We start from the raw sequence: 24,457 nt of genomic DNA, 5'->3' as shown, positions 1-24,457 counted from the left end.
TCGCGAGGACGATGTGTATGCTGAACAGCTTCGGCGCCTTCGCGAGGACGATGGGTATTTCTTACTTCGCGGTCAAGCCACGCTTTTCAAGCAATGCATCCACGGTCGCATCGCGCCCACGGAAATTGCGATACATTTCCATCGCATCCATAGTACCGCCGCGCGAGAGCAGCATCTTGCGGAAGTAGTCGCCGTTCTTGCGCGACAGGCCGCCATTCTCCTTGAACCACTCGACAGTATCGGCGTCGAGCTTTTCGCTCCACAGATAACCGTAGTAGCCGGCCGAATATCCGCCCGAGAACACGTGCGAGAAGTAGGTGGTGCGATAGCGCGTCGGCACGGGCGCAAAGTCCACGCCTGCCTCTTTCAGGGCTTGCGCTTCAAATGCCACCACATCGGTCGGGATCTGGCTGGCGCCCAGCTGATGCCAGCGTTGATCCAGAATGCCGGCCGCGAGCGACTCGGTCATGCGGTAGCCTTCGTTGAACTTCTTGGAAGCCATCACCTTGTCAAGCAGCTCCTGCGGCATCAATGCGCCAGTCTTGTAGTGCTTGGCGTAGTTGCTCAGCACTTCAGGCCAGACCACCCACATCTCGTTGACCTGCGAAGGGAACTCCACGAAATCGCGCGGCACACGGGTGCCGGCAAAACGCGGGTATTTCACGTCCGAGAACATGCCGTGCAGTGCGTGACCAAATTCATGGAACATGGTGCGCACTTCGTCAAAGGTCAGCAGCGTCGGTTCGCCCGCTGCCGGCTTGGGAATGTTGAGGTGATTGCCGATGACAGGATGGGTGCCGGTCAGACGGGCCTGCGAGACGTAGGCATTGGCCCATGCACCGCCGCGCTTGTTGCCGCGTGCGTAGAAGTCGGCAATGAAAATCGCCAGCGGCTTGCCGTTGGCGTCGATCACGTCGAACACGCGCACGTCCGGATCGTACACCGGCAGGTCCTTGCGCTCCTTGAAGGTGAGACCATACACCTTGCCGGCTGCGAAAAACACGCCATTGGTCAGCACATTGTTCAACTCGAAGTAGGGCTTGAGCTGCGCCGCATCGAAGTTGAAACGCTGGGCGCGTACCTTGTCGCTGTAGTACGCCCAGTCGTGCGCTGCCAGTTCGAATCCGCCCTTGTCGGCATCGATCGCTTGCTGGATCTCGGCTGCTTCGCGGCGCGCGTTGGCCACGGCCGGCTTGGCAAACTCGGACATCAGCTTGTTGACGGTGCCAACATCGCGCGCGGTCTGGTCTTCCAGTGCGTATGCGGCATGGTTCGGATAGCCCAGCAAGGCGGCCCGTTCGGCGCGCAGCTTGGCGATCTTCAGGACGACGCCAGTGTTGTCGTAAGCGCCACCACGGCTGCCGCGCGACATCGACGCTTCCAGCAAACGCTGACGCGTGGCGCGATTGGTCAGCACCGACAAAGGCGCCTGGCCGGTGGTATTGGTCACCGGGATCAGGAACTTGCCTTCCATACCGCGCGCCTTGGCTGTGTTGGCGGCAGCCTCAATTGCCGCATCCGACATGCCGGCCAGTTCGGCGCGGGTGTCGACCACCAGTGCAGCGGCATTCGACTCCTTCAGCACGTTTTGAGCGAATGTGGTGGTGAGCGAAGCCAGTTCGCTGTTATAGGCGCGCAGTTTTTCCTTGTCTGCGCCCGACAGGCGTGCACCGGCGCGCACGAAGTCGGTGTGATAACGCTCGAGCAGGAAGCGCGATTCCGCATCGAGTTTGAGCTTGGCGCGCTTGTCGTACAAGGTCTTAATGCGCGCGAACAGTTTTTCGTTCAGGCGAATGCTGTCGCTGTGGGCTGACTGCTTGGGCGACAGTTCGGTTTCCAGCGCCTGGATGGCAGGGTTGGTGTTGGCGCCCGAGAGGTTGCCAAACACACTGCTGACGCGATTGAGCAGACGCCCGGAACGCTCCATCGCAACGATGGTGTTCTCGAAGGTGGCCGGCTTCGGGTTATTCGCAATGGCCGCGATTTCTTCGGCCTGGATGCGCATGCCTTCTTCGAACGCAGGTTTGAAGTGCGCATTATCGATCTTGTCGAACTGCGGATAATTGAACGGCAGTTTGCTCTCTTGCGCAAACGGATTGGCGGCATCGATGGCGGCCGCTACTGGCGCCGCGAACGTGAAGCCCGCGGCGGCCAGGCTGGCCGCGATGATCATCAGGTGAGGACGGTTCATCAGCGGCTCCGATCAGTTACCGGTCAGGCCACGGCGTTCGAGCAATGGCTCGATCTTGGCATCACGGCCGCGGAAGTTGCGGAACAGTTCCATGGCGTCGAGCGTACCGCCGCGCGAGAGCAGCGTTTTACGGAAGTGGTCGCCGTTCTTGCGCTGCAGGCCACCGTTTTCCTTGAACCATTCAACCGTGTCCGCGTCCAGCTTTTCGCTCCACAGGTAAGCGTAGTAGCCGGCCGAGTAACCACCCCAGCTATGCGAGAAGTAGGTGGTGCGATAGCGCGGCGGTACCGGCGCAAAGTCGACGCCCGCGTCCTTCAGTGCCTGTGCTTCGAAGCCCAGGACGTCGGTCGGGATTTTGTTCGATGGCAGCTGGTGCCAGCGCTGGTCGACGATGGATGCAGCCAGGTATTCGGTGGTGGTGAAGCCCTGGTTGAATTTCTTCGACGCGGCGACCTTTTCCAGCAGTTCCTTCGGCATTGCTTCGCCGGTCTTGTAATGCTTGGCGTAGTTGGCCAGCACTTCAGGCGCGACCATCCACATTTCATTGACCTGCGATGGATACTCTACAAAGTCGCGTGGCACGCTGGTGCCCGAGAAGCGCGGATACTTCACGTCCGACAGCAAGCCATGCAGCGCGTGGCCGAACTCGTGGAAAGCGGTCTTGACTTCGTCCACGGTGAGCAGGGTTGGCTCGCCGGCAGGCGGCTTTGGAATGTTCAGGTGATTGGCCACGACCGGATGGGTACCCATCAGGCCCGATTGCGAGACGTAGGCGTTCATCCAGGCGCCGCCTTGCTTGTTCGAGCGCGCGTACATGTCGGCGATGAAGATCGAGATCTGCTTGCCGTCAGCGTCGAACACGTCGAACACGCGCACGTCCGGGTTGTAAACCGGCAGATCCTTGCGTTCCTTGAAGGTCAGGCCGTACAGTTTTTCGGCGGCGAAGAACACACCCTTGATCAGAACGCTGTCCAGTTCGAAGTACGGCTTGAGCTGGTTTTCGTCGAAGCTGTAACGCTGCGCGCGCACCTTGTCGGTGTAGTAAGCCCAGTCGTACGAAGCGATCTGGAAGCCGCCCTTGTCGGCGTCGACGATCTTCTGCAGATCGGCCGCTTCCTTGCGGGCATTGGCCACGGCTGGCTTGGCCAGTTCCGACAGCAGCTTGTTGACGGCGCCGGTGTCTTTGGCGGTCTGGTCGACCAGCGAGTAGGAAGCAAAGTCAGGATAGCCCAGCAGCTCGGCCTTTTCGGCGCGCAGCTTGGCCAGCTTGGTGACCACGCCACGGTTGTCGAATTTGCCGCCATGGCTGCCGCGTGCGAGCGAAGCTGCCATCAGGCGTTCGCGCGTGGCGCGGTTGGTCAGTACTGCCAGCGGTGGCTGACCCGAGGTATTGACCAGCGGGACCACGAATTTGCCATCGAGCTTGCGCTTCTTGGCTTCGGCGGCGGCCGCGTCGATCGCGGCATCGGTCATGCCGGCCAGTTCGGCGCGGGTGTTGACGACCAGCGCGTCGGCGTTGATTTCCTTGAGCACGTTCTGGCTGAAGGTGGTGCCCAGCACGGCCATCTTCCCGTTGTAAGCCTTGAGTTTTTTCTTGTCGGCGGCGGACAGGTTGGCGCCGGCCAGCACGAAGTCCTTGTTGTAGCGCTCAAGCAGGAAGGCCGATTCCGAATCCAGACCGAGCGAAGCGCGCTTGTCGAACAGCGTCTTGACGCGCTGGTACAGTTTGTCGTTCAGGTAAATGGCGTCGGTGTGCGCGGCCAGCTTGGGCGACATTTCACGATCGATCGCGTCCATCGCGTCATTCGTGTTCGCGCCCTGCAGGCTGTAGAAAATGGTCGATACGCGGGTCAGCAGCTGGCCCGATTTTTCCATCGCGACGATGGTGTTCTCGAAGGTTGGCGCTTCCTTGTTGTTGGCGATGGCCGCAATTTCAGCGAGCTGCTCGCGCATGCCGGCCACGTACGCAGGCTTGAAGTGCTCATTTTTGATCTTGTCGAAGGCCGGATACCCGAACTGCAGCGTGCTTGGCGCGGCCAGCGGGTTCGACGCCGGCAACGGCGCGGCGGCAGGCGCGGCATAGGCGGATTGGATGAGCGCCAGGCTGGCGGCTACGATAAGCATCTGGGGACGGTTCATGGCATCTTTCGCGAGTGCTAGGGAAAACTGCCAGCGGATAGCAGGCAGCACGTAGCCAAAGATAATAGCAGGATGCCATGGGGGCGTCACTGGCAAGCGTGTATGCATGTTTGCGGTGCGCGACAAAGCGGGCCAGTATTGACGGCGTTTTCACCTCATCGCCCTCGCGCAGGCGGGGGCCTATGCCACGTGTGCGGATTCGGTGAGGTGTTATGGGCCCCCGCCTCCGCGAGGGCGATGTAGGAGGTAATCGACGGTTGCGGCCAGGGCGATGCCGATTGCATACGCCACCAGGTCCAGCGGATCGAAGCCGGAACCGAGCACCAGATGCCCCGCCGTTGTGCGCCGCAGCGCAACCAGCCATGGCGCCTGGATCAGCTGCGCAAATTCATCGACCCAAGCGACGATCAGCGCCAATGACGCCAGCATCCCGCACGGCATCGCAGGCCGCAAAAGCGCAATGCACAAAAACAGCGCCACCGCCCACAAGGCGTCACCCGGATAATTTTGCAGCACCTGCGGGAACAAACCAGGCACGCGGCGCGAGGCCAGCCCCAGTGCGATGACCAGCGCCAGCGCAACGCATAACCAGCCCCGATGCCGCCGCATCAGTAGTGCGGCGGCTTCTCGTTCAGCGTGCCCGGCCCTGAATGCGCGTTGTTACGCACATGCTCGGCCAGTTTGCTTACCATGGCCTCGAGCTGGTCGATGCGGCGGCTTTGCTGGTACACCAGCTTGTTGAGCTCATCGACCAGGTCTTCCTGGTGCGCGAGCTTGATTTCGATCGTGACGAAGCGTTCTTCCTGGCTCACTGCAAACTCCATGTTCATGTTTTGGGGGTGTTCAGCAGCGCCTTCAAGCTGGCCAGACGGTCTTTGGGCGACAGCGTTTCCGCTTCCGTTGGCACGGCGTCGCCCACGTCGAGCGCCATCTCCTTGATGAAGCGCGAGGGGTCGCAATGCACCTGTTCGCCCGCCCGTTTGCGTTTTTTACACCAGGTGATCTGCAAGGTACGCTGGGCGCGCGTGATCCCCACGTACATCAGGCGCCGCTCTTCCTGCACCCGCGCAGCGATCGTTTCTATCGGCGCATCCGGGTCGCCCTTGTGCGGCAAGATGCCTTCTTCGACCCCCACCAGAAATACGTGCGGATATTCCAGCCCCTTGGAAGCGTGCAGGGTCGACATGCGCACCGCGTCGGGCTCCTCGTCCTGACCTTCGAGCATGCTCATAAGGGCCACCATCTGCGTCAGTTCGAGCAGGTTCTTTTCTTCGCCCGACTTGTCCTTGCCGCCGTTGCCGCGCTCCTTGAGCCAGTTGGTAAATTCCAGCACGTTCTGCCATTTGCTCTGCGCCGCGCGCTCTTCAAACACGTCGTACAGATAGCTCTCGTAGGCGATCTCTTTCATCATGTCATCCAGCACCGCGGCTGCGTTTTCGCCGCTGCCCGATGGCCCTGGACGGCTGGCGCGCGCTTCGAGCTGGTTGATGAAATTGCAGAAGTCGCGCAGCGGCAGCAGCTGGCGGTCGGCCAGCTTGGCTTCGATGCCACCCTTGAAAGTCGCTTCAAACAGCGAACAATTCCACTGCTTGGAAAACTCGCCCAGCACTTCCAGAGTCGCCATGCCGACACCGCGCTTGGGCGTGGTCACCGCGCGGATGAAGGCAGGATCGTCGCCGTCGTTGGCGATCAGACGCAGGTAGCTGATGATGTCCTTGATTTCCGCCTTGTCGAAGAAGCTCTGGCCGCCGGAGATCGTGTATGGAATGCGCTCCTTGCGCAGCGACTGCTCGATCACGCGCGCCTGGTGGTTGCCGCGGTACAGAATCGCGTAGTCGGACCACTTGTTCTTGCGCTGGAAACGGTCAGCCGAAATCATGATCGCCACCTGCTCGGCTTCCTGGTCGTCGGTCTGCATGCCCAGCACCTTGATCGGCTCACCCAGGCCATGTTCCGACCACAGGGCCTTTTCGAACAGCTTGGGGTTGTTGCCGATGACTGCATTGGCCGCCTGCAGAATACGCGTGGTGGACCGGTAGTTCTGTTCGAGCTTGATGACCTTCAGGTCGGGGAAGTCCTCGCCCAGCGTTTTCAGGTTTTCCACCGACGCGCCGCGCCAGGCATAAATGGCCTGATCGTCGTCGCCCACGGCGGTGAACATCGGCTTTTTGCCAATCCCGGTGACCAGCAGCTTCACCAGCTCGTACTGGCAGGTGTTGGTGTCCTGGTATTCGTCCATCAGCAGATAGCGCAGACGGCGCTGCCACTTGTCGCGAATCGGATCGTTATTGCGGAATAGTTCCACAGGCAGGCGAATCAGGTCGTCGAAGTCCACCGCCTGGTATGCGGCCAGAGTGGCCACATAGCTGCGGAACACGCGCGCAGCCTGGGCTTCGTCTTCGTCTTTGGCGTTCTTGATCGCGTCTTCCGGGTCGACCAGGCCGTTTTTCCAGAGCGAGATCGAATTCTGAATGCTGCGAATAAGCTGCTTGTCGGTGGTGATGGCCAGATCCTGCACCAGGCCATAGCAATCGTCGCTGTCCATGATCGAAAAGCGATCCTTCAGGCCCACGCCCGCCGCTTCCTGGCGCAGGATTTTGACACCCAGCGAGTGGAAGGTCGATACCGTCAATTGCTTGGCCTGGCGCGGCTGCTTGAGCAGTTTGGCAATGCGCTCCTGCATCTCCAGTGCTGCCTTGTTGGTGAAGGTCAGCGCGGCGATGGTGCGCGGGTCGTAGCCACGGTCTTCGATCAGGTGGGCGATCTTCTGGGTGATCACGCGCGTCTTGCCCGAACCGGCGCCGGCCAGCACCAGGCACGGGCCGTCAAGATACATGACAGCTTCGCTCTGGGGTACGTTCAGGCCAAACTTGGGGGCGGAGGACATCGGAGGGCATTCTTGGATAAAACAGCCAGCCATTGTAGCGCACCGGCGCCCGCGCATGCGCGGTGAAGCTGTCGTAGAATAACAGGATGAAAAAATTGATCATGACCCTGCTGGCCAGCCTCGCGCTGCCAGTGTCGGCCGAGACGCTCACCGTCGCGGCAGCGGCAGACCTTACCTATAGTATCGAGGAGCTGTCGAGCGCCTTCGCGCAGCAGGTGCCTGGTGCCGAGGTCAAAACGTCGCTGGGGGCGTCGGGGAATTTTTTCGCCCAGATCAAGAACGGCGCGCCATTCGATGTCTTCCTGTCAGCGGACATGAAGTATCCGGCCCAGCTGGCCCAGGAGGGCGCGGCCGATGCGGCTACCCTGGCCCCCTACGCAATTGGCCGCATCGTGCTCTGGTCGCTGGACAAGCGCTTTGACCTGAGCCAGGGTATGCGCGTGCTGAACGACGAACGCCTGACGCGCTTCGCCATCGCCAACCCTGATGTCGCGCCTTACGGCCGCGCAGCGCGTGCCTCACTGACCGCGCTGGGGTTCTGGGACGTGGTCAAGCCCAAGCTGGTCCTGGGCGAAAACATCGCCCAGACCGCGCAGTTTGTCCAGACCGGCAATGCGCAGATCGGCGTCGTCTCTTACGCAACCGTTCTGGCTCCCAAGGTCAAGGGCATGGGTAGCTACTACCTGATTCCTTCCGACGGCACGCCGCCCATCGAACAGGGCGCCATCATCACGCGCCACGGCGCGGCCAATCCACTGGCGCCACGCTTCATGCAGTTCCTCCAATCGCCGGCCGCGCGCGCGATCCTGCTGCGCCACGGCTTTTCCCTGCCGCGCGAGAAGGATGCTTGACTGGTCGTTTCCGCCTGCCCTGTGGGAGGCGGTGGGCCTGACACTGCGCCTGGCGGCGGTGTCGTCGCTCGTCCTGCTGGTGATCGGCGTGCCGCTGGCACAGTGGCTCAATACCAGCCGCATGCGGGGTGCAATTCTGATTGAAACGCTGGTCAGCCTGCCCATCGTGCTGCCGCCAACGGTGATTGGTTTTTACCTGTTGCTGCTGATGTCGCCCCAGCAGCCGCTCGGCGCGGCATGGGTCAGCGTGTTCGGTCAGCCGCTGCCGTTTTCGTTCACCGGGCTGGTCATCGGCTCGGTCATCTACAGCCTGCCATTTGCGGTGCAGCCGTTTCAGCAAGCCTTCCGCAGCATCAAGCCGTCGATGGTGGAATCGGCGCTGGCGCTGGGGCTCACGCCGCGCCAGACCTTCTGGTCAATCGTGATGCCGCTGTCAAAGCACGGTTTGCTCACGGGCGTCTCGCTCAGCTTTGCGCACACCATGGGCGAATTCGGGGTGGTGCTGATGCTGGGCGGGAGCATTCCCGGGCAAACCCGGGTCGCCTCGATTGCCCTGTACGACGAAGCACAAAAGCTCAACTACCCGACCGCGCACGCGTATGCGATTGTGCTGCTGGCGATTTCGTTCGCGATCCTGGTGGGGATCGCGTTCCTGCAGCGGCGCCAGCGTGTCGGGCTGCTGACCTGAGGGCGGTTAAAAGCCCGCCAGAACAATTTTGCCGATCATGCGCCGGCCCAGCAAAGCCGCATGCGCCCGTTCGATATTGGCTGCGTTGATCTTCCCAAACGATTCGCCGACAGTGGTCACCAGCACCTTTTCATCGACCAGGCCTGCCACTTCGGTCAGCAGGATATGCTGCTCGAGCATGTCGCTGGTTTCGAACATCGAGCGGGTGAACATCAGTTCGAACACCAGTCCTGCGCTCTTGGTGAACAAACCATCGAGCGCCAATGGCGCCTGGTTGCCCAGGATGCTGCAGATGCGGCCCTGCGGCGCGATCGCCTCCACCAGCGCCGGGAAGTGCTTGTCGATCTCGTTCAGGCACAAAATGTAGTCCACGCCCGGCATGCCAAGCGCCGCCAGCTGCGCCGGGATGTCGCCATTGTGATCAATCACGTGGTCCGCGCCCAGGCGCTTGCACCAGGCGCCGGACTCGGGCCGCGACGCCGTTGCCACCACCGTCAGGCGCGCCAGCTTTTTGGCCAGCTGAATCGCAATTGAACCCACCCCGCCGGCACCGCCAACAATCAGAATCCGCTTGCCCTGGTCGGCGCCGCCACGGGAAATGCCAAGCCGGTTGAACAAGGCTTCCCATGCGGTGATGCTGGTCAGCGGCAGCGCTGCAGCCTGAGCAAAATCGAGTGTGGCTGGCTTGCGCGCGGCGATTCGCTCGTCCACCAGGTGGTACTCGCTGTTGGCGCCGGGGCGCACGATGCTGCCCGCGTAATACACCTGGTCGCCCGGCCGGAACAGGGTCACTTCCGGTCCCACTGCCGTCACGGTGCCGGCAGCGTCCCAGCCCAGCACGCGCGCGGGGGCGTCGGCGGCTTCGCCGGCGCGCACCTTGTGATCAACCGGATTGACCGAAATGGCTTCGATTTTGACGACCAGGTCGCGCGCGCCGGGCTGCGGCAGGGGCAATGTCAGGTCTTGCAGGGTTCCGTTCTGGACGGCGATGGCTTTCATGGTGGGGCTCCTGTTGTTTGATTGAGTGCACCCAGTGTGAGGCTCGCCGATTCGTTTGATAATTGGCATAATGCTTAAATAGCTATTCACCAAAACAGAATAATGAGCCTGGACCTGATCGATGTCGCCCTGTTTGTGCGGGTATGCGCCACCCGCAATCTGTCGGCTGCGGGGCGCGAGTTTGGCCTGTCGCCAGCCGCGTCCAGCGCCCGCATGGCGCAGCTCGAACGCCAGCTCGGCGCGCGCCTGCTGCACCGGACCACGCGCCAGATCGCGCTGACGCAGGATGGCGAAGCCTTTCTCGAGCGCGCTGTGGCGCTGCTGGAAGCGGCCGAACTGGCCGAGTCCTCGGTCGGTGGCGGCGCCGAGGGGCCGCATGGCTTGCTGCGGGTCGCAGCTTCGGTCTCGTTCGGACGTCTGCATCTGATGCCCTCGCTGGCGGCGTTTCTGGCCCTGTATCCCGGCATCCGGCTCGACCTGCGCCTGTCGGACCGGGTGATCGACCTGGCAGTCAATGGAATCGATGTGGCGGTGCGGATCGGCCCGTTGCGCGATTCGGCCCTGGTGGCGCGCACGCTGGCGCCCAGCCGCCTGTGGCTATGCGCCTCGCCCGATTATCTGGCGCGGCATGGCACGCCGGCCACGCCCCATGATCTGACGCAGCATGAGTGCCTAGTGCTGGACGGCTTTCACCCGTGGCGGTTTCAGGATCGGGATGGCGAGATCGTCATGCGCGTGCGTGGGCGCATGCAGAGCGATAACGGGGAAGCCCTGCGCGATGCAGCGGTGGCCGGCCTGGGCATCGCGCTGCAGTCGACATGGGCCATGTACGAACAGCTCAAGAGCGGCGCGCTGGTGCGGGTGCTGGGGCAGTATCCAATCGTGCCGCAGTCGGTGGTGTCGGCCCAGTACCTGAACCGTAATTATCTGCCACCCAAGACAGTGGCCTTCATCGACTATTTTGCGGCGCGTTTCGGGCCGGTGCCGTACTGGGACGAAGGCTTGCCCGATTAGAGCTGGGCGTCGATCTCGTGCTTGGTGCACAGGGCGTTCAGAAGGCGTAGCTGCTCCTGCTGCAATTCGACCAGCTGCAGCTTGAATTCGTCCATTTTTTTGTGCAGCGCCATGATCTCCAGCTCCGCCTTGAGATTGACCTCGTAATCGTGCAGCGCGGTCAGGCGGTCTTTCTCGCCCTGCCGATTTTGCGACATCAGGATCACGGGCGCCTGGATCGCGGCCAGCATCGACAGCACCAGGTTCAGCAAGATGTAGGGGAAGGGATCGAAAGGCTTGTGCCCGTCGCGCAGCAAAAGCCAGGAATTGAGCAGCACCCAGCCGCCCAGCACCAGCGCGAATATGCCGATGAAGGCCCACGAACCGCCAAAGCGCGCCACCGCGTCGGCCGCGCGCTGGCCAAAGCTGGCCTCGTCGTCCATTTCGGGCAGGCTGCGCGAAATGGTCCGCTTTTCGGCGATCGATTGCTCAACATGCGCTTTACTGCGCTGCTGGACGGCCTCGACGTGGGCCAGGTAATCGCTGCGTTGGCTTCTCATGCGGGCAGTGTACTCTTTTCAACGTTTCCAGCGCGCACAAATGCAGGCGCGCTGTCCATGCGTTACCATCGCGGTATCGGCGCATTGCGCGCCCCATCATAACGAGTGCCGCACCATGAAATTTGAACACCTGATCGAGATTAACGATCCCCTCAACCCACTCATCGACACCATTAGCCGCGACCAGCTCTGGCGCGGGCTGGTGCTGCGCGCGGACTCGCCCAAGATGTTCATTCCACACCTTGACGAGTGCACCATCGACGAGCGCGAAAGCGGCAGCTTCCGGCGCCGCCTGCGCTACGGCGAGTTGGAAATCGTCGACCGTGTGATTTTGACGCCGCTGCATCAGGTGCGTTACGAAGTGGCGGCGCAGGGCGAGATCAGCGCGTCAAGTCTGGTGATGACAATTGAGGCGCCGTCGGAACACACGCTGTATGTGCGCTTCCAGTATGACGATGGGCATGATGCGGCGACCGATGCGGCCAATGCCATGTACGACGAGTTCCGCAAGTCGGCGTATCAGGAGGCCGATATTGACACGATTCGGATTGTGCGCGAGCTGGCTGCGGCAGGGCGGCTGGATGCGACCTATCTGAACTGAACCACATCGCCCTCGCGGAGGCGGGCTCGCATGCGAGCCCCCTATTCCACGTTGCCGAATTCGGTAACATGGGATGGGCCCCCGCCTTCGCGAGGGCGATGTGGTGGTATTTTCAGCGTATCTTTTCGTGGTGAGCTTCACACCCCCGGCAAACACTCCGCGCCATCATCCCCGGCCGGTGCACCTTTTTCCAGCTCCGCCGCCAGATCGCGCAGCGCCGTGCGTACGCCTTCCTCAATCACCGGGTGATAGAACGGCATATCGAGCATCTGCGCCACGGTCAGGCGCGCTTGCGCAGCCCATGACAGCAAGTGCCCCAGATTCTCGGCGCGTGGCGCGATCATCTCCGCGCCCAGGAAGCGGCCCGTCCCGTATTCGCCATACACGCGCAGCATGCCGTGATTTTGCAGCATCACGCGGCTGCGCCCCTGATTGGTGAACGAAACTTTACCGACCGCGAACTTGGGCCGCCCTTCGGCGCACAGCTCCCGGTACGTTTCGCCCAGGGTAGCGATCTGCGGCTCCGTGAAAGCAATCGCCAGCGCCGTGCGGCGCAGGCCAGGCCGCACATCCGGATAGCGGCCCGCATTGTCGCCCGCGATCTTGCCATGGTCGGCTGCCTCGGGCAGCACGGGGCGCTCATTATTGGCGTCGCCCGCGATAAAAATATGGCTAGTCCCGCACTGCATGGTGCTGCTGTCGTACACGGGAATGCCGTGCCGATCAAGCGCCAGGCCCGTATGCTCGATACCGATCTTGTCCACGTTGGGCTTGCGCCCGATGGCCGACAGCACGTACTGAAAGCGCTCAACCTTCTGCACACCAGCCGCATTGTGCGTGGTCAGCTCGACCTCGTCGCCATCCTGGCGCGCAGCCACGATGGTTTGCTGGAAGCGCAGGTCAATCTCCGCGCCCAGCGTGTGCGCTGCCACGTGCAGCACCTCCGGGTCGCTCAGCTGCGCCACGCTGCCGCCGCGCGCAAAGAAGCTGACGCGTACGCCCAGCCGGCTCAGGGCCTGGCCCAGCTCCAGGCCAATCACGCCAGTGCCGATCACCGCCACTGAAGCAGGCAAATCAGTCCACTCGAACACGTCATCGCTGATGATCACACCCTTGCCCACGTCGCGCAGCTTGGGCGGGATCATCGGGGTCGAACCGGTGGCAATGACGACGCGGCCCGCTTCAATGGCCGTGTGTTCGTCCACTTGCAGGCTGTGGGGACTTGTGAAGCGCGCGTGCCCGCGCAGCTTGTCTTCGGCGGGAATGTTATCCACGCCCTCAAGCACAAAGCCGACAAAGCGGTCACGTTCGCTGCGCACACGCGCCATGACGGCTTTGCCGTCAATCCGCACGGGGCCCGGATGCACGCCAAAACCAGGGGCAAGCGCCAGCATGTGCGCCGCCTCGGCCGCTGCAATCAGCAGTTTGCTGGGCATGCAGCCCACCCGCGCGCAAGTGGTGCCGTACGGCCCGCTTTCGATGACAACGGCTGTTTTGCCCTGCGCGCGCGCGGCGCGGTAGGCAGCCAGTCCGGCAGTGCCTGTACCAATGATGGCGACGTCAACTGTAATGGTGTTCATGCTGGCCCCGTAAATATGGATAGACGTGCAGTGCTACCGATTCTATATGGGGACGCCCATAGCTGCCGGCAAGCATGAAAAGTGTCGGAAAACTTTACACCCGGATCGCCCGTCATATGTTTATCCAAGCAAAACAAGTGTTTAGGTGGAGGGCACATTAATTGCTTAAACAGCAGCAATGTCTTTTACCCCAAGAATATCCTACCCTACCGCTACGGAGTCCATCTTGAAGTTTTCTGCCATCGTTTCGCGTGTCTTCCTCAGTCTCGCTTTCCTGACCGCCTCGGTCGCCAGCGCCACGCCGCTGACCTGGACCTTCCAGGGTGTCACCTTCGATGACGACGCCAGCCTGTCCGGCTATCTGGAAGTGGAATCGACCACGGGCGACCTGCTGTCGTGGAACCTGACCACGTCGGCGGGCGTTCTGGCCGGCTTCACCTACGACAGCAGCACCAGTACCTTGTATGCCCGTGACCTGTACGCGCCGAACGGCTACCTGATCACCAGCAACGACGTGAATAACTCGACGCTCATCAGTCTGAACTTTGCCAGCGCACTGACGGCGCCCGGCAGCGTCAACCTGGTGATCAGCGATGTGGATCTGAGCGGCGGATTCGAATGCGACAACTGCTTTACCACGCGTTTCATCAATGCCGGTGCAATCAGCACCCAGGTGCCGGAACCGGCCCCGCTGGCCTTGTTTGGCGTTGCGTTGATTGCCCTCGCGGCGCGTCGCAAGCTGCAAAAATAAGCCGCGCTGGCGCAGCACCAGCACAGCAAAAAGGCGGCCATGGCCGCCTTTTTTCATGCCCGCTTCAAATGTCGAGCGGGTCCACCTCGAGCGACCATTTGACGCGGCTTTTCATCTCGCGCACGGCGCCCAGCCAAGCCTTGAGAAACGCTTGCAGGACTGGCCGCGACGCGCTTTCTACCAGCAGCTGCGCGCGGTCGACGTTGTGCACCCGGGTCATCGTCATCGGAATCGGGTCGTTAATGGTAATGCCCTCGTGCTCAATGCAGTCACGTGCACTTTCGAGGAAAGCGATGGCGGTGGCCAGCTCCGGTGCTTCGGCGCGCATCAGCGCCTGGTACATATACGGTGGCAGCGCGGCCTGGCGCCGTTCATCGAGCAGGGCGCCGGCAAACCGGTCGTAGTCGTGATTGACGACGGCCGAATACAGGGGATGTGCCGCATAGCGGGTCTGGATCAGCACCTCGCTGACGCTGCCGCCTTCCTGGCGTGCGGCCCGCCCGGCCCGCCCCGCCACCTGCATCAGCTGCGCAAACAGGCGCTCGCTGGCGCGGTAATCCTGGGAGAACAGCGCGGTGTCGGGATTCAGAATGCCGACCAGCGTGAGTTTTTTAAAATCGTGTCCCTTGGCGACCATCTGGGTGCCGATCAGGATGTCGACTTCGCCCCGATGGACAGTATCAAAGGCTGCCTGCGCGCTGCCCTTGCGGCGAGTGGAGTCGGCATCGATGCGCAGAATGCGCGCTTCCGGGAACATCTGCTGCAAGCCTTCCTCCACCCGCTGGGTACCGCGGCCCAGCGGCTGCAGGTCGACATTACCGCAAGTGGGGCAGTGACGCGGAATGCGCATCTCCAGGCTGCAGTGGTGGCAGCGCAGCCGGTGCTCGGGCTTGTGCAGCACCATGAAGGAGGTGCAGCGCGTGCAGTCGCTGATCCAGCCGCACGACTCGCAGCAAATCACGGGCGCATAGCCGCGCCGGTTCAGGAACAGGAGCGACTGTTCGCCACGCTCCATGCGCTGGCGCAGTGCCGCAATCAGCTGCGCGGTCAGGCCGTCCTTGGGTTTGTCGCGTTCCATGTCGAGCAGCTTCACGCGCGGCAGTACCGCGTCGCGCACGGCGCGCTCGCGCAGTTCGAGCTTGCGATAGCGTCCCGAGCCAGCATGGTGCCAGCTTTCCAGCGATGGCGTGGCCGAGCCAAGCACGATCGGAATGCCCAGCTGGCGCGCACGCCAGACAGCCAGGTCACGCGCCGAATAGCGCAGCCCTTCCTGCTGTTTGTAGGAAGGATCGTGCTCCTCGTCGATGACGATCATTTTCAGGTTGGGCAGCGAAGCGAGAATCGCCAGACGCGTGCCCAGCACAATGCGCGCCTTGCCCTGGTGCGCGGCCAGCCAGTGCAGCATGCGTTCGCCCTCGGACAGGCTGCTGTGCAGCGTGGCCAGCATCACACCCGGGAAGCGCGCGCGAATGTTCCCTTCGAGCTGGGGGGTCAGATTGATCTCGGGGACCAGGATCAGGATCTGGCCTTCACGTTCGCGCGCCAGCACCTGGGCGCACGCCTGCAGATACACTTCCGTCTTGCCGCTGCCCGTCACACCGTACAGCAAAATGGGATTGAAGCCGGCTGCGCCCCCAATGGCGTCGGCGGCCTGCTGCTGGGCGGGATTCAGGGCAGGCATGTCGAACGGCGTGTGATCGTGCGCCGCCATCGGCTTGTCGAGCTTTTTCAGGGCCCGGTCCAGCGCCACCGTGGTCAGGACGCGCAAATTTTTCGGCAAACCGGGCAAGGCCACTTCGCCCAGCGGGCGCTGATAGTAGTCGGCGGCAAAGGCGGCCAGCGCCAGCCATTGGGCCGACAAGGGCGCCAGCTGGCTGCGCACGGCCAGCGCATCCTTGAGCTTTTCGGCCGGCACCTCGGTCTGATGGCGCACTTCAAGGATGAGTCCAATTACCTCACGCCGTCCAAAACTGACCAATGCCAATTGACCAACTTGCGGCTCGTCACCCGGCGCGCATGGCCAGCGGTAGTCAAAACTGCTGGTCAGGGGGGTGTCCAGCGCAATGTTCAGGATGCAGTAAGCCATGCAGGCGCGTATGGAGACGGAAAATAGTGCGAAAAAGGCCGATCGAGGCCGGAACTGGCAGGCTTGTTCACAGCGCCAGGAAAGATGTGGACAACTTTGTGGACAAAACAAATTCCCATGAGGGAAAAGGTTTGCGCTATCACAAGGCAGGCTCACCTCTACCAAAAATCAAGTTTAAAAATTCTTTAAAAATCAATAACTTACAAATATCACCCCAGAGAGGCTGAAATCGCTACCTGGGGGAGGTTTACTGTGCATAACCTGTCATAAAAATGGTGCGCCTGTAGTCAATTGCGCCCCGTTTTTGGTCTATTTTCTTGCCTAGAAGCACCAAGAAAAGATATTTGCTTACCGCGCCGAATCATGCAGCAACATCCGGTATCAAAATATCATGCAATGCAGCACGAACCTCATGTGAAACCTCATCAAATTCGCTAACCCACGGTAAACGCAGGTCTTTTTATTTTTATCCACAGAAGCTGTTGATAACTTTGTGGACAATACGCTGAAAAAGCCATTTTCCCTATGAGGCCAAGCGTGGGGCAAACGTTCCGAACTGCAGAGCATAAAATCAAAAAGACTTAAAATTCAATGACTTGCGCAAAGTGCGTTTTCATTTTGAAAATGTTAATAAGTCGTTTAGCGTTTTTGAAAAATTGTGAATAAGTGTGATTTTCACGGGGCAGTGCAGCACCCTGCAAGAGGGTGGACAAGCTTGTCTTTTCAGGCAAGCCTGTACCCAAACTACATATCAGGCACGTTGCTGGCGGCTGAAGCTGTGGACTGCGTCCACCATCGCCGTAACGGACTCTGGCGGCGTGAATTGCGAAATACCGTGGCCCAGGTTGAACACGTGACCGCCGCCCGCAGCTGGTTTGCCGTAGGCCGTGAGGGTGCGTTCGACTTCGGCGCGGATCTGGTCCGGGCTGGCAAACAAAATGGCCGGGTCCAGATTGCCCTGCAAGGCGACCTTGTGGCCGACCAGGGCGCGCGCACGGCCCAGATCGACGGTCCAGTCCAGGCCCACTGCGTCGGCGCCGATGTCGGCGATCTGTTCGAGCCAGAGGCCGCCGCCCTTGGTGAACACCACCGCCGGAATACGCACGCCGTCTTTTTCGCGCTTGAGCTGCGCCATCACTTTTTGCATGTACTGCAGCGAGAAGGTCTGGTAGGCCCCATCGGCCAGCGCGCCGCCCCACGAGTCGAAAATCATGACTGCTTGCGCGCCAGCGTCGATCTGCGCGTTCAGATAGGCCGCCACCGCGCTGGCATTGGTCTCGAGGATGCGGTGCATCAGGTCGGGACGGTTGTACAGCATCTTTTTAATCGTGTGGAATTCCTTGGAGCCGCCGCCTTCCACCATGTAGCAGGCCAGCGTCCACGGGCTGCCCGAGAAGCCGATCAGCGGCACGCGGCCATTGAGAGCCGTGCGGATCTGGGTGACGGCCTTGAACACATAGTCGAGCGAAGCGAGATCGGGCTCGCGCAGTGCCATGACATCGGCCTCGGTGCGCAGCGGACGCTCGAACTTCGGGCCTTCGCCGTCGACGAAATACAGTCCCAAGCCCATCGCATCGGGCACGGTCAGAATGTCGGAGAACAGGATCGAGGCATCAAGCGGGTAACGGTCGATTGGCTGCAGCGTCACTTCGGTCGCGTAGTCCGGATTTTTGGCCAGGCCCAGGAACGATCCTGCTTTTTCGCGCGTGGCGCGGTATTCCGGCAGGTAGCGGCCAGCCTGGCGCATCAGCCATACAGGCGTATAGTCGGTTGGCTGGCGCAGCAGGGCGCGCAGGAAGGTATCGTTCTGAAGCAGGGCGAATTGTGGCATGGGAGACAATCGAAAGCGGGAATAAAGGCGCTATTATCGCATTCCCACGGCGCACCGCCGCACGCGGTGCGATTGCGCCGCTGACGGGGATTCTCTATCATGCTTTACTGCTTTTAACCCCACCGGACCCGCCATGACCGCACCGAACACCAAACGCAGCGCCGCCTACGGCATCTGGCCCTCCCCGATCACGGCGGCGGTCGTGGCGGCAGGCGCCTCGCCCCTGTCGCAGCCGCAGCTTGACGGTGACGCCGTGTACTGGCTGGCTGGCCGCGCCAGCGAGGGTGGCCGCACCACCATGCTGCGTCAGCGCGGCAGCGAGATCGTCGAAATGACACCGGCACCGTTCAACGTGCGCACCCGCGTGCACGAGTATGGCGGCGGTGCCAGCCTAGTGGCCGGTGGCGTGGTCTGGTTTTCGCATTTCGCCGACAACCGCATTTACGTCATCCGCAACGGCGCCGCGCCGGTCGCCCTGACCGCGGGCGGCGCCTTGCGCCACGCCGACTTCGTATTCGACCAGCAGCGCCAGCGCCTGATCAGCGTGCGTGAAGACCATACTGCAGGCAGCGCGCAACCTGTCAATACGCTGTGCGCCATCGGCGCCGATGGCAGCGAAACAGTGCTCATGGACGGCAGCGACTTTTACGCTGCGCCGCGCCTGTCAGCCGATGGCAAATCGCTGGCCTGGATCAGCTGGGACCATCCGCGCATGCCGTGGCAAGGCAGCGAACTGTGGCTGGCCGAGGTACTGGCCGACGGCACGCTGGGCCTGCCCCAGCTGGTGGCCGGCGGGCCGCAAGAATCAATCTGCCAGCCCGAATGGTCGCCAGCGGGCGTGCTGCACTTTGTGTCGGACCGCAGCGGTTGGTGGAATTTGTACCGGCTGGTGGACAATGCAATCGAGCCCTTGTGCGACCGCGCAGCAGAATTCGGCCTGCCCCACTGGACTTTTGGCGGCTCGATGTATGGCTTTCGCGCCGAAGGCGAGATTGTCTGTACCTACATCGAACATGGCATCAGCCGCCTGGCGCAGCTGTCCACGGCCAGCGGCAAGCTGCACCCGATTCCCAACCCGTACGAGGAAATCCGCGACCTGCGCGTCAGTGCCGGCGTGGCGGTAATGCTGGGCGGCGCGCCCACCATTCCGGTGGAGCTGGCGCGCATCAACCTGGACAACGCCGGCCAGCAAGTGCTGGCCCAGTCGATCACAGCGCTGCCGCCGGCCGGCTACCTGTCGGTCCCGGAAAGCATCACCTATCCCACCAGCGGCAACCGCATTGCGCATGCGTTCTACTACCCGCCCTGCAATGCGGCCATTGAAGCCTTGCCCGACACGCGCCCGCCACTGATGGTGATCAGCCACGGCGGCCCGACCGGCATGGCCAGCAATACGCTCAAGCTGCCGATTCAGTTCTGGACCAGCCGTGGCTTTGCCGTGCTCGATGTGAACTACGGCGGCAGCAGCGGCTTTGGACGCGAGTACCGCGACGCGCTGCGTGGCCAGTGGGGCGTGGTCGACGTCGACGACTGCGTTGCCGGCGCACGCTACCTGGCCCACCGCGGCGTGGTCGACCCGGAGCGCCTGGTGATCCGCGGCGGCAGCGCCGGCGGCCTGACGACCCTGTGCGCGCTCACCTTCCACGATGTATTCAAGGCCGGTGCCAGCTACTATGGCGTGTCCGACCTGAAGGGCCTGGACGCCGACTCGCACAAATTCGAATCGCACTACAACGAATACCTGATCGCCCCGAAGCCGGAAGCCGATGCCCTGTACCAGGCACGCTCGCCAATCAACCATGCGCAGCGCCTTACGCGGCCGATGATCTTCTTCCAGGGTCTGGACGACAAGGTGGTGCCGCCCCAGCAATCGGAGGTCATGGTCGACGCGCTGCGCAAGAACGGCGTGCCGGTGGCATACATGACGCTCGAAGGCGAGGGTCATGGCTTTCGCAAGGCGGACAGCATCGTGCGCACGCTGGAGGCGGAACTGTATTTCTACCTGCGCATGTTCGGCCTGAGCGCGCCCGGGGCGCCAGCGCCGGTCAGCATCGACAACCTGCCTGGCGCCGCATGACCGGAACAGCTTTGCACGCGCAGTTTGAAGCACTCGATTTTCACGAAAAAATGATCGTGGCGCTGCTCGCCCTGGCCGGCGAGCCGATGGGCCGCACACGCATTCTGGAGCATCTTGCCGCCGCCGAAATTGGGGACGACGACGATTTGCTGGCCTACGATCTGGCCAAACTGCGCGCCCTGGGCGTGATCGCCGAAATGAACCACCGCGGCTGGGTGGCCACGCCGGAACTCACCTGGCCCGCCCTCAAGGCCTTGCTCGACAGCGGCAAATTTGCGCCGATGGCCACGGCCTACCAGGCGCTGGCGCCATTGCGGCGCAACTGGGAAGGCGCCGCAATTTTGCGCAGCTACCGTCAGGGCATTGCGCTGCTGCGCATTTGCCTGATCGGCGGCGGCGATCCGGACGTGGCCTTCCCCTTGCTGGCCGCATGCATGGCATGCCATGAAGCGGGCTATCTGCACCCGCTGGTCGACATCTGTGCGCGTCCGTTCGAGCCCGAACTGTTTGCCCGCATCCACCCCTTGCTGCGCGACGAAGTGCTGACCGTGCTGGTCGAGAATACCCAGCGCGAGCCGGCCAGCGCGCCGCTGATCCGCAGCTACGCTGAACGCCACATGGCCAAGGGTGCGCCATCGATGGCATTGCGCGCGGTGATGGCTGAACATTTGATCCTGTGCGGGCGCCTGGACGACGCGCACGCCATGCTGGACGACCTGGACGACTCGCTCGCGCTGTTTTACCGCAGCGTGATTGCGCTGCTGCGCGACGACCTGGAACAGGCCATTGCCGGCTTTGAAGCCGCCCTCAAGACGCTGCGCCGCGAAACCGGCAAGCGCAAAATGTGCTTCCCGGGTTTTGGCGGCCATTTATATGTGCTGGCCCTGCTGCGCAGCACCGACCCGAAGCACCACAAGGCGGCGGAAGCGTATCTCGATATCGCCACGCGTGCCGTGCAAAGCCACGACACGGCCGTCTACCAGCAACTGAGCATGCTGCGCCAGATCCGGGGCGGCACGGTCGATGCGGCCGTGCTCCCGACCCGTAACTGGGAAACGGCCATGCAGCCCTATCTGTTCCGCGCCTTGCTCCACTACTGGCTGGCCCAGCCACAGCTCAATGAGCGCAAGGCCGCCATTGAAGACATGCTGGATCTGTCCGAGCGGGCCGGCTTCGATCTGCTCAGCGCGCAGCTGGCGTCGCTGCTGGGGCGCCTGGGACGGGTCCCATTCGAACAGCGTGCCATCGCCCTGCGCCAGCAGCACCGCTTCGGCGAATTTGCCGCCTGGTTCGAGCGCGAAGAGCCATGGCAGCGCCAGCTCAACGCGCTGATCAACTTGCAGCCGGCGGTGAACGTCGAAGTGGTCAAGGAAACGCGCCTGGTATGGGGCATCAAGTTCGATCCGCACTACGGCGTGCAGGAACTTGAACCGCGCGAACAGAAGCGCGATGCGCAGGGCGGCTGGAGCCGCGGCCGCGCGGTGGGTCTGAAGCGATTGGCAGAAGACGCGCCGACGATGGAATTCTTGACGGCCCAGGACTTGAATGCGATTGCCACCATCAAGGCTTACAAGTACTACAGCAGCAGCGGTGCGCGCTACGAATTCGACCTCGAGAAAGCGGTGGCAGCGCTGATTGGCCACCCCATGCTGTACTGGATCGAGTCCCCCGCCACGCGAGTCGAACTGCTGCCTGGCGAGCCGGAGCTGCTGATCAAGGCCGACCCGGTCAACGTCACCATCAGCATGCGGCCCGCCATTCTGGACGATACCGACGACGTGGTCGTGACCCGCGAAACGCCGACTCGTCTGCGGGTTGTGCGCATCAAGGACGAGCATCGCCGCATTGGCGCCATTGTGGGCGATGGCCTGGTAGTGCCGCTGCACGCGGAAAAGCAGGTGCTCAAGGCGATCGGCGCCATCTCGTCCATCGTGACGGTGCAATCCGATATTGGCAGCAGCGCGGGCGACATTGCGCAGGTCAAGGCGGACCCGCGCCTGCACGTGCATTTGCTGCCCTACCAGCACGGCCTGAAAATGCAGATCCTGGTGCGCCCCCTGCCTGACGCCGGAGCCTACTACGCACCCGGCTCCGGCCACGAAAGCGTGATTGCCGACGTCAACGGCGTGCGGGTTGAAGCGCGGCGCGACCTGAGCGCCGAACGCGAAGCCGAACGGCAGCTGGTCGCGCATTGCCGGACGCTGGAAGAAGCCGAAGCCGATCATGGCGAGTGGCTGCTGGGCCAGCCCATCGCCTGCCTGGAACTATTAAGCGAACTGCAAGCACTGGACACGGACCAGGTGGTCATGGCGTGGCCGGAAGGCGAATCGTTCCGGGTCGTGAAAAAGGCCGATTCCAAATCGGTCCGATTGAGCATCAAGCGCGACAAGGACTGGTTCGCGGCCAAGGCCGAACTGCAGATTGACGAAAATCGCGTCATGGATCTGCGCACCTTGCTCGAATCACTCAAGTCGAGCCGAGGCCGCTTTGTCGCACTGGGCGACAACCAATTCCTGGCCCTGACCTCCGAGCTGCACCGGCGCTTGATGGAGCTGTCGGCCTTTGGCACCGAGCATGGTGATGGCGTGCGCGTGCACCCGCTGGCCAGCTTCGCGCTGGAAGACCTGGCCAACGACGCGGGTAGCGTCGATGCTGACCAGGCCTGGCGCGCGCATCTGGCGCGCATGGCCGATAACACCAGCTACACGCCGCAGCTGCCCAGTACCCTGCAAGCGCAGCTGCGGGACTATCAGCTGGAAGGCTTCGAATGGCTGGCGCGCCTGGCCCACTGGGGCGTCGGCGCCTGCCTGGCCGACGACATGGGCCTGGGCAAAACGCTGCAGGCGCTGGCGCTGATTCTGATGCGCGCGCCACAAGGACCAACCCTCGTCATTGCCCCTACCTCCGTCTGCATGAACTGGATCAGCGAGGCGGCGCGCTTTGCCCCCACCCTGAACGTCAAGCTGTTCGGACCCGGCGACCGCGCCGCCATGCTGAGCGAAGCCGGGCCTTTCGATCTGGTGATCGCCAGTTACGGCTTGCTGCAGCTGGAAGCACCATCGTTCGTCAAGCAGCGCTGGACCACGATCGTGCTGGACGAAGCGCAGGCGATCAAGAACAACGCCACCAAGCGCTCGCAGGCCGTGATGGCGCTGCAGGGCGACTTCCGCATGGTTGCCACCGGCACCCCGCTGGAAAACCACCTGGGCGAGTTGTGGAACCTGTTCCGCTTCATCAACCCCGGTTTGCTGGGCACCAGCGACCAGTTCAACCTGCGCTTTGCGGGACCGATCGAGCGGGCCCAGGACAAACGCGCCGAGGCAGGCGCGCGCCTGCGTCTGAAGCGTTTGATCCAGCCTTTCATCCTGCGCCGGACCAAGGCCCAGGTGCTGTCCGAACTGCCGCCGCGCACCGAGATCGTGCTGCCGGTCGAACTGACCGCCGAAGAAACCACGCTGTACGAATCGCTGCGCCGCGAAGCCTTGGAAAAACTGGCCGCACTGGAGGCGCCGGAGGCACAGAAATCGATCCAGATCCTGGCCGAGATGATGCGGCTGCGGCGTGCCTGCTGCAATCCGAATCTGGTCGCCCCGGAGCTGCATCTGCAAAGCAGCAAGCTGACGGTGTTTGCGCACCTGCTCGAGGGCTTGCTGGAAAATCGTCATAAAGTGCTGGTCTTCAGCCAGTTCGTCGATCACCTGACGCTGATCCGCAAGCACCTGGACCAGCAAGGCATCGCCTACCAGTACCTCGATGGCGCAACCCCCATGCAGGAACGTAAAAAGCGGGTGGATGCCTTCCAGGCTGGCAGCGGTGACGTATTCTTGATCAGCCTGAAGGCCGGCGGGGTTGGGATCAACCTGACCGCGGCTGATTACGTGATTCATATGGACCCATGGTGGAATCCTGCGGTCGAGGATCAGGCCTCGGACCGCGCGCATCGCATGGGGCAGCAAAGGCCGGTTACAATCTACCGGCTGGTCGCGCGGCATACGATCGAAGAGGGCATCGTGGATCTGCACAAGCACAAACGTGATTTGGCCGACAGCCTGCTCGAAGGCAGTGATCTGTCAGCGCGCATGTCGCCCGGGGATATGCTGCGCATGCTGCAGGATGGCTTGCGCTAAGTTACATCGTCCTCGCGAAGGCGGCGGTGCGACGCCTCGCGACCTATTCCACGTCCCCGAAGTCGATCAACGTGCTATAGGTCCCCGCCTGCGCGA

General features: G+C 62.3%; 17 protein-coding genes. 7 read left to right on the top strand and 10 right to left on the bottom strand.

The annotated features are described in order from the left end of the window. Positions 1-61: 61 nt before the first annotated feature. The 5 genes from BUC24_RS24475 to BUC24_RS24455 form a co-directional block, all read right to left on the bottom strand. Positions 62-2,191, bottom strand: coding sequence for a M3 family metallopeptidase (locus BUC24_RS24475; RefSeq protein WP_073223044.1), 2,130 nt, complete (start codon positions 2,189-2,191; stop codon positions 62-64). A gap of 12 nt (positions 2,192-2,203) precedes the next feature. Continuing rightward, complete coding sequence (locus tag BUC24_RS24470) at positions 2,204-4,330, bottom strand: M3 family metallopeptidase (RefSeq protein WP_073223042.1); 2,127 nt, start codon at positions 4,328-4,330, stop codon at positions 2,204-2,206. 210 nt (positions 4,331-4,540) lie between these two features. Beyond that, entirely contained in the window at positions 4,541-4,939 is a 399-nt protein-coding gene (locus BUC24_RS24465) for a ribosomal maturation YjgA family protein (RefSeq protein ID WP_073223040.1), read from the bottom strand. Continuing rightward, positions 4,939-5,142, bottom strand: coding sequence for a SlyX family protein (locus tag BUC24_RS24460; RefSeq protein WP_178372614.1), 204 nt, complete (start codon positions 5,140-5,142; stop codon positions 4,939-4,941). Before BUC24_RS24460 ends, BUC24_RS24465 begins: the two co-directional genes overlap by 1 nt. A 14-nt stretch (positions 5,143-5,156) precedes the next feature. Further along, positions 5,157-7,217, bottom strand: coding sequence for a UvrD-helicase domain-containing protein (locus tag BUC24_RS24455; RefSeq protein ID WP_073223039.1), 2,061 nt, complete (start codon positions 7,215-7,217; stop codon positions 5,157-5,159). Between the two features lie 86 nt (positions 7,218-7,303). Between BUC24_RS24455 and modA the strand changes: the two genes are divergently transcribed. Further along, positions 7,304-8,068 (top strand): molybdate ABC transporter substrate-binding protein, encoded by a 765-nt coding sequence (gene modA / locus BUC24_RS24450; RefSeq protein WP_073223037.1) that lies wholly within the window; start codon positions 7,304-7,306, stop codon positions 8,066-8,068. Beyond that, complete coding sequence (gene modB / locus BUC24_RS24445; RefSeq protein ID WP_073223035.1) at positions 8,061-8,756, top strand: molybdate ABC transporter permease subunit; 696 nt, start codon at positions 8,061-8,063, stop codon at positions 8,754-8,756. The genes modA and modB overlap by 8 nt, the downstream gene beginning before the upstream one ends. 6 nt (positions 8,757-8,762) lie before the next feature. On the opposite strand, the gene BUC24_RS24440 is transcribed toward modB, so the two are convergent. Beyond that, positions 8,763-9,755, bottom strand: coding sequence for a zinc-binding alcohol dehydrogenase family protein (locus tag BUC24_RS24440; protein ID WP_073223034.1), 993 nt, complete (start codon positions 9,753-9,755; stop codon positions 8,763-8,765). A 102-nt stretch (positions 9,756-9,857) separates the two neighbouring features. Here BUC24_RS24440 and BUC24_RS24435 point away from each other — a divergent pair, with 102 nt between their 5' ends. After that, on the top strand, positions 9,858-10,769 hold the full coding sequence (locus BUC24_RS24435) for a LysR family transcriptional regulator (protein ID WP_073223032.1): 912 nt from the start codon (positions 9,858-9,860) through the stop codon (positions 10,767-10,769). On the opposite strand, the gene BUC24_RS24430 is transcribed toward BUC24_RS24435, so the two are convergent. Continuing rightward, positions 10,766-11,308 carry a DUF1003 domain-containing protein gene (locus BUC24_RS24430; protein ID WP_073223030.1) on the bottom strand — a complete coding sequence of 181 codons (543 nt, stop codon included), beginning with the start codon at positions 11,306-11,308 and terminating at the stop codon, positions 10,766-10,768. The two genes, BUC24_RS24435 and BUC24_RS24430, sit on opposite strands and share 4 nt — an antisense overlap. A 115-nt stretch (positions 11,309-11,423) precedes the next feature. On the opposite strand from BUC24_RS24430, the gene BUC24_RS24425 reads away from it, so the two are divergent. After that, entirely contained in the window at positions 11,424-11,909 is a 486-nt protein-coding gene (locus BUC24_RS24425) for an SRPBCC family protein (RefSeq protein ID WP_073223029.1), read from the top strand. 137 nt (positions 11,910-12,046) lie between these two features. Here BUC24_RS24425 and BUC24_RS24420 read toward each other — a convergent pair whose 3' ends face one another. Continuing rightward, positions 12,047-13,489: a dihydrolipoyl dehydrogenase gene (locus tag BUC24_RS24420; protein ID WP_073223027.1), complete on the bottom strand. Its 1,443-nt coding sequence runs from the start codon at positions 13,487-13,489 to the stop codon at positions 12,047-12,049. Positions 13,490-13,715: 226 nt separating this feature from the next. Between BUC24_RS24420 and BUC24_RS24415 the strand changes: the two genes are divergently transcribed. After that, a complete protein-coding gene (locus BUC24_RS24415; protein WP_073223025.1) occupies positions 13,716-14,240 on the top strand; it encodes a PEP-CTERM sorting domain-containing protein in 525 nt (174 codons plus the stop codon). Positions 14,241-14,304: 64 nt separating this feature from the next. On the opposite strand, the gene BUC24_RS24410 is transcribed toward BUC24_RS24415, so the two are convergent. Together BUC24_RS24410 and hemE are read right to left on the bottom strand one after the other, a co-directional pair. Next, positions 14,305-16,326, bottom strand: coding sequence for a primosomal protein N' (locus tag BUC24_RS24410; protein ID WP_073223023.1), 2,022 nt, complete (start codon positions 16,324-16,326; stop codon positions 14,305-14,307). 751 nt (positions 16,327-17,077) lie between these two features. Further along, on the bottom strand, positions 17,078-18,157 hold the full coding sequence (gene hemE / locus BUC24_RS24405; protein ID WP_073223021.1) for a uroporphyrinogen decarboxylase: 1,080 nt from the start codon (positions 18,155-18,157) through the stop codon (positions 17,078-17,080). A 133-nt stretch (positions 18,158-18,290) separates the two neighbouring features. Here hemE and BUC24_RS24400 point away from each other — a divergent pair, with 133 nt between their 5' ends. Together BUC24_RS24400 and BUC24_RS24395 are read left to right on the top strand one after the other, a co-directional pair. Then, positions 18,291-20,234, top strand: coding sequence for an alpha/beta hydrolase family protein (locus BUC24_RS24400; RefSeq protein ID WP_073223019.1), 1,944 nt, complete (start codon positions 18,291-18,293; stop codon positions 20,232-20,234). Next, positions 20,231-24,361 carry a DEAD/DEAH box helicase gene (locus tag BUC24_RS24395; RefSeq protein ID WP_073223018.1) on the top strand — a complete coding sequence of 1,377 codons (4,131 nt, stop codon included), beginning with the start codon at positions 20,231-20,233 and terminating at the stop codon, positions 24,359-24,361. The genes BUC24_RS24400 and BUC24_RS24395 overlap by 4 nt, the downstream gene beginning before the upstream one ends. The last annotated feature ends 96 nt before the right edge of the window (positions 24,362-24,457 follow it).

The organism is Massilia sp. CF038, assembly GCF_900129765.1.
In the GTDB taxonomy this organism is placed as follows: Bacteria; Pseudomonadota; Gammaproteobacteria; order Burkholderiales; family Burkholderiaceae_D; genus Telluria_A.
This window is presented reverse-complemented; position numbering and strand designations above follow the sequence as displayed.

Excerpts from the sequence above, each read along its gene's own strand:
- BUC24_RS24475 (WP_073223044.1), bottom strand. The coding sequence starts at position 2,191 with ATGAACCGTCCTCACCTGATGATCATCGCGGCCAGCCTGGCCGCCGCG.
- BUC24_RS24470 (WP_073223042.1), bottom strand. The coding sequence starts at position 4,330 with ATGAACCGTCCCCAGATGCTTATCGTAGCCGCCAGCCTGGCGCTCATC.
- BUC24_RS24465 (WP_073223040.1), bottom strand. The coding sequence starts at position 4,939 with ATGCGGCGGCATCGGGGCTGGTTATGCGTTGCGCTGGCGCTGGTCATC.
- BUC24_RS24455 (WP_073223039.1), bottom strand. The coding sequence starts at position 7,217 with ATGTCCTCCGCCCCCAAGTTTGGCCTGAACGTACCCCAGAGCGAAGCT.
- modA (WP_073223037.1), top strand. The coding sequence starts at position 7,304 with ATGAAAAAATTGATCATGACCCTGCTGGCCAGCCTCGCGCTGCCAGTG.
- modB (WP_073223035.1), top strand. The coding sequence starts at position 8,061 with ATGCTTGACTGGTCGTTTCCGCCTGCCCTGTGGGAGGCGGTGGGCCTG.
- BUC24_RS24440 (WP_073223034.1), bottom strand. The coding sequence starts at position 9,755 with ATGAAAGCCATCGCCGTCCAGAACGGAACCCTGCAAGACCTGACATTG.
- BUC24_RS24435 (WP_073223032.1), top strand. The coding sequence starts at position 9,858 with ATGAGCCTGGACCTGATCGATGTCGCCCTGTTTGTGCGGGTATGCGCC.
- BUC24_RS24430 (WP_073223030.1), bottom strand. The coding sequence starts at position 11,308 with ATGAGAAGCCAACGCAGCGATTACCTGGCCCACGTCGAGGCCGTCCAG.
- BUC24_RS24425 (WP_073223029.1), top strand. The coding sequence starts at position 11,424 with ATGAAATTTGAACACCTGATCGAGATTAACGATCCCCTCAACCCACTC.
- BUC24_RS24420 (WP_073223027.1), bottom strand. The coding sequence starts at position 13,489 with ATGAACACCATTACAGTTGACGTCGCCATCATTGGTACAGGCACTGCC.
- BUC24_RS24410 (WP_073223023.1), bottom strand. The coding sequence starts at position 16,326 with ATGGCTTACTGCATCCTGAACATTGCGCTGGACACCCCCCTGACCAGC.
- hemE (WP_073223021.1), bottom strand. The coding sequence starts at position 18,157 with ATGCCACAATTCGCCCTGCTTCAGAACGATACCTTCCTGCGCGCCCTG.
- BUC24_RS24400 (WP_073223019.1), top strand. The coding sequence starts at position 18,291 with ATGACCGCACCGAACACCAAACGCAGCGCCGCCTACGGCATCTGGCCC.
- BUC24_RS24395 (WP_073223018.1), top strand. The coding sequence starts at position 20,231 with ATGACCGGAACAGCTTTGCACGCGCAGTTTGAAGCACTCGATTTTCAC.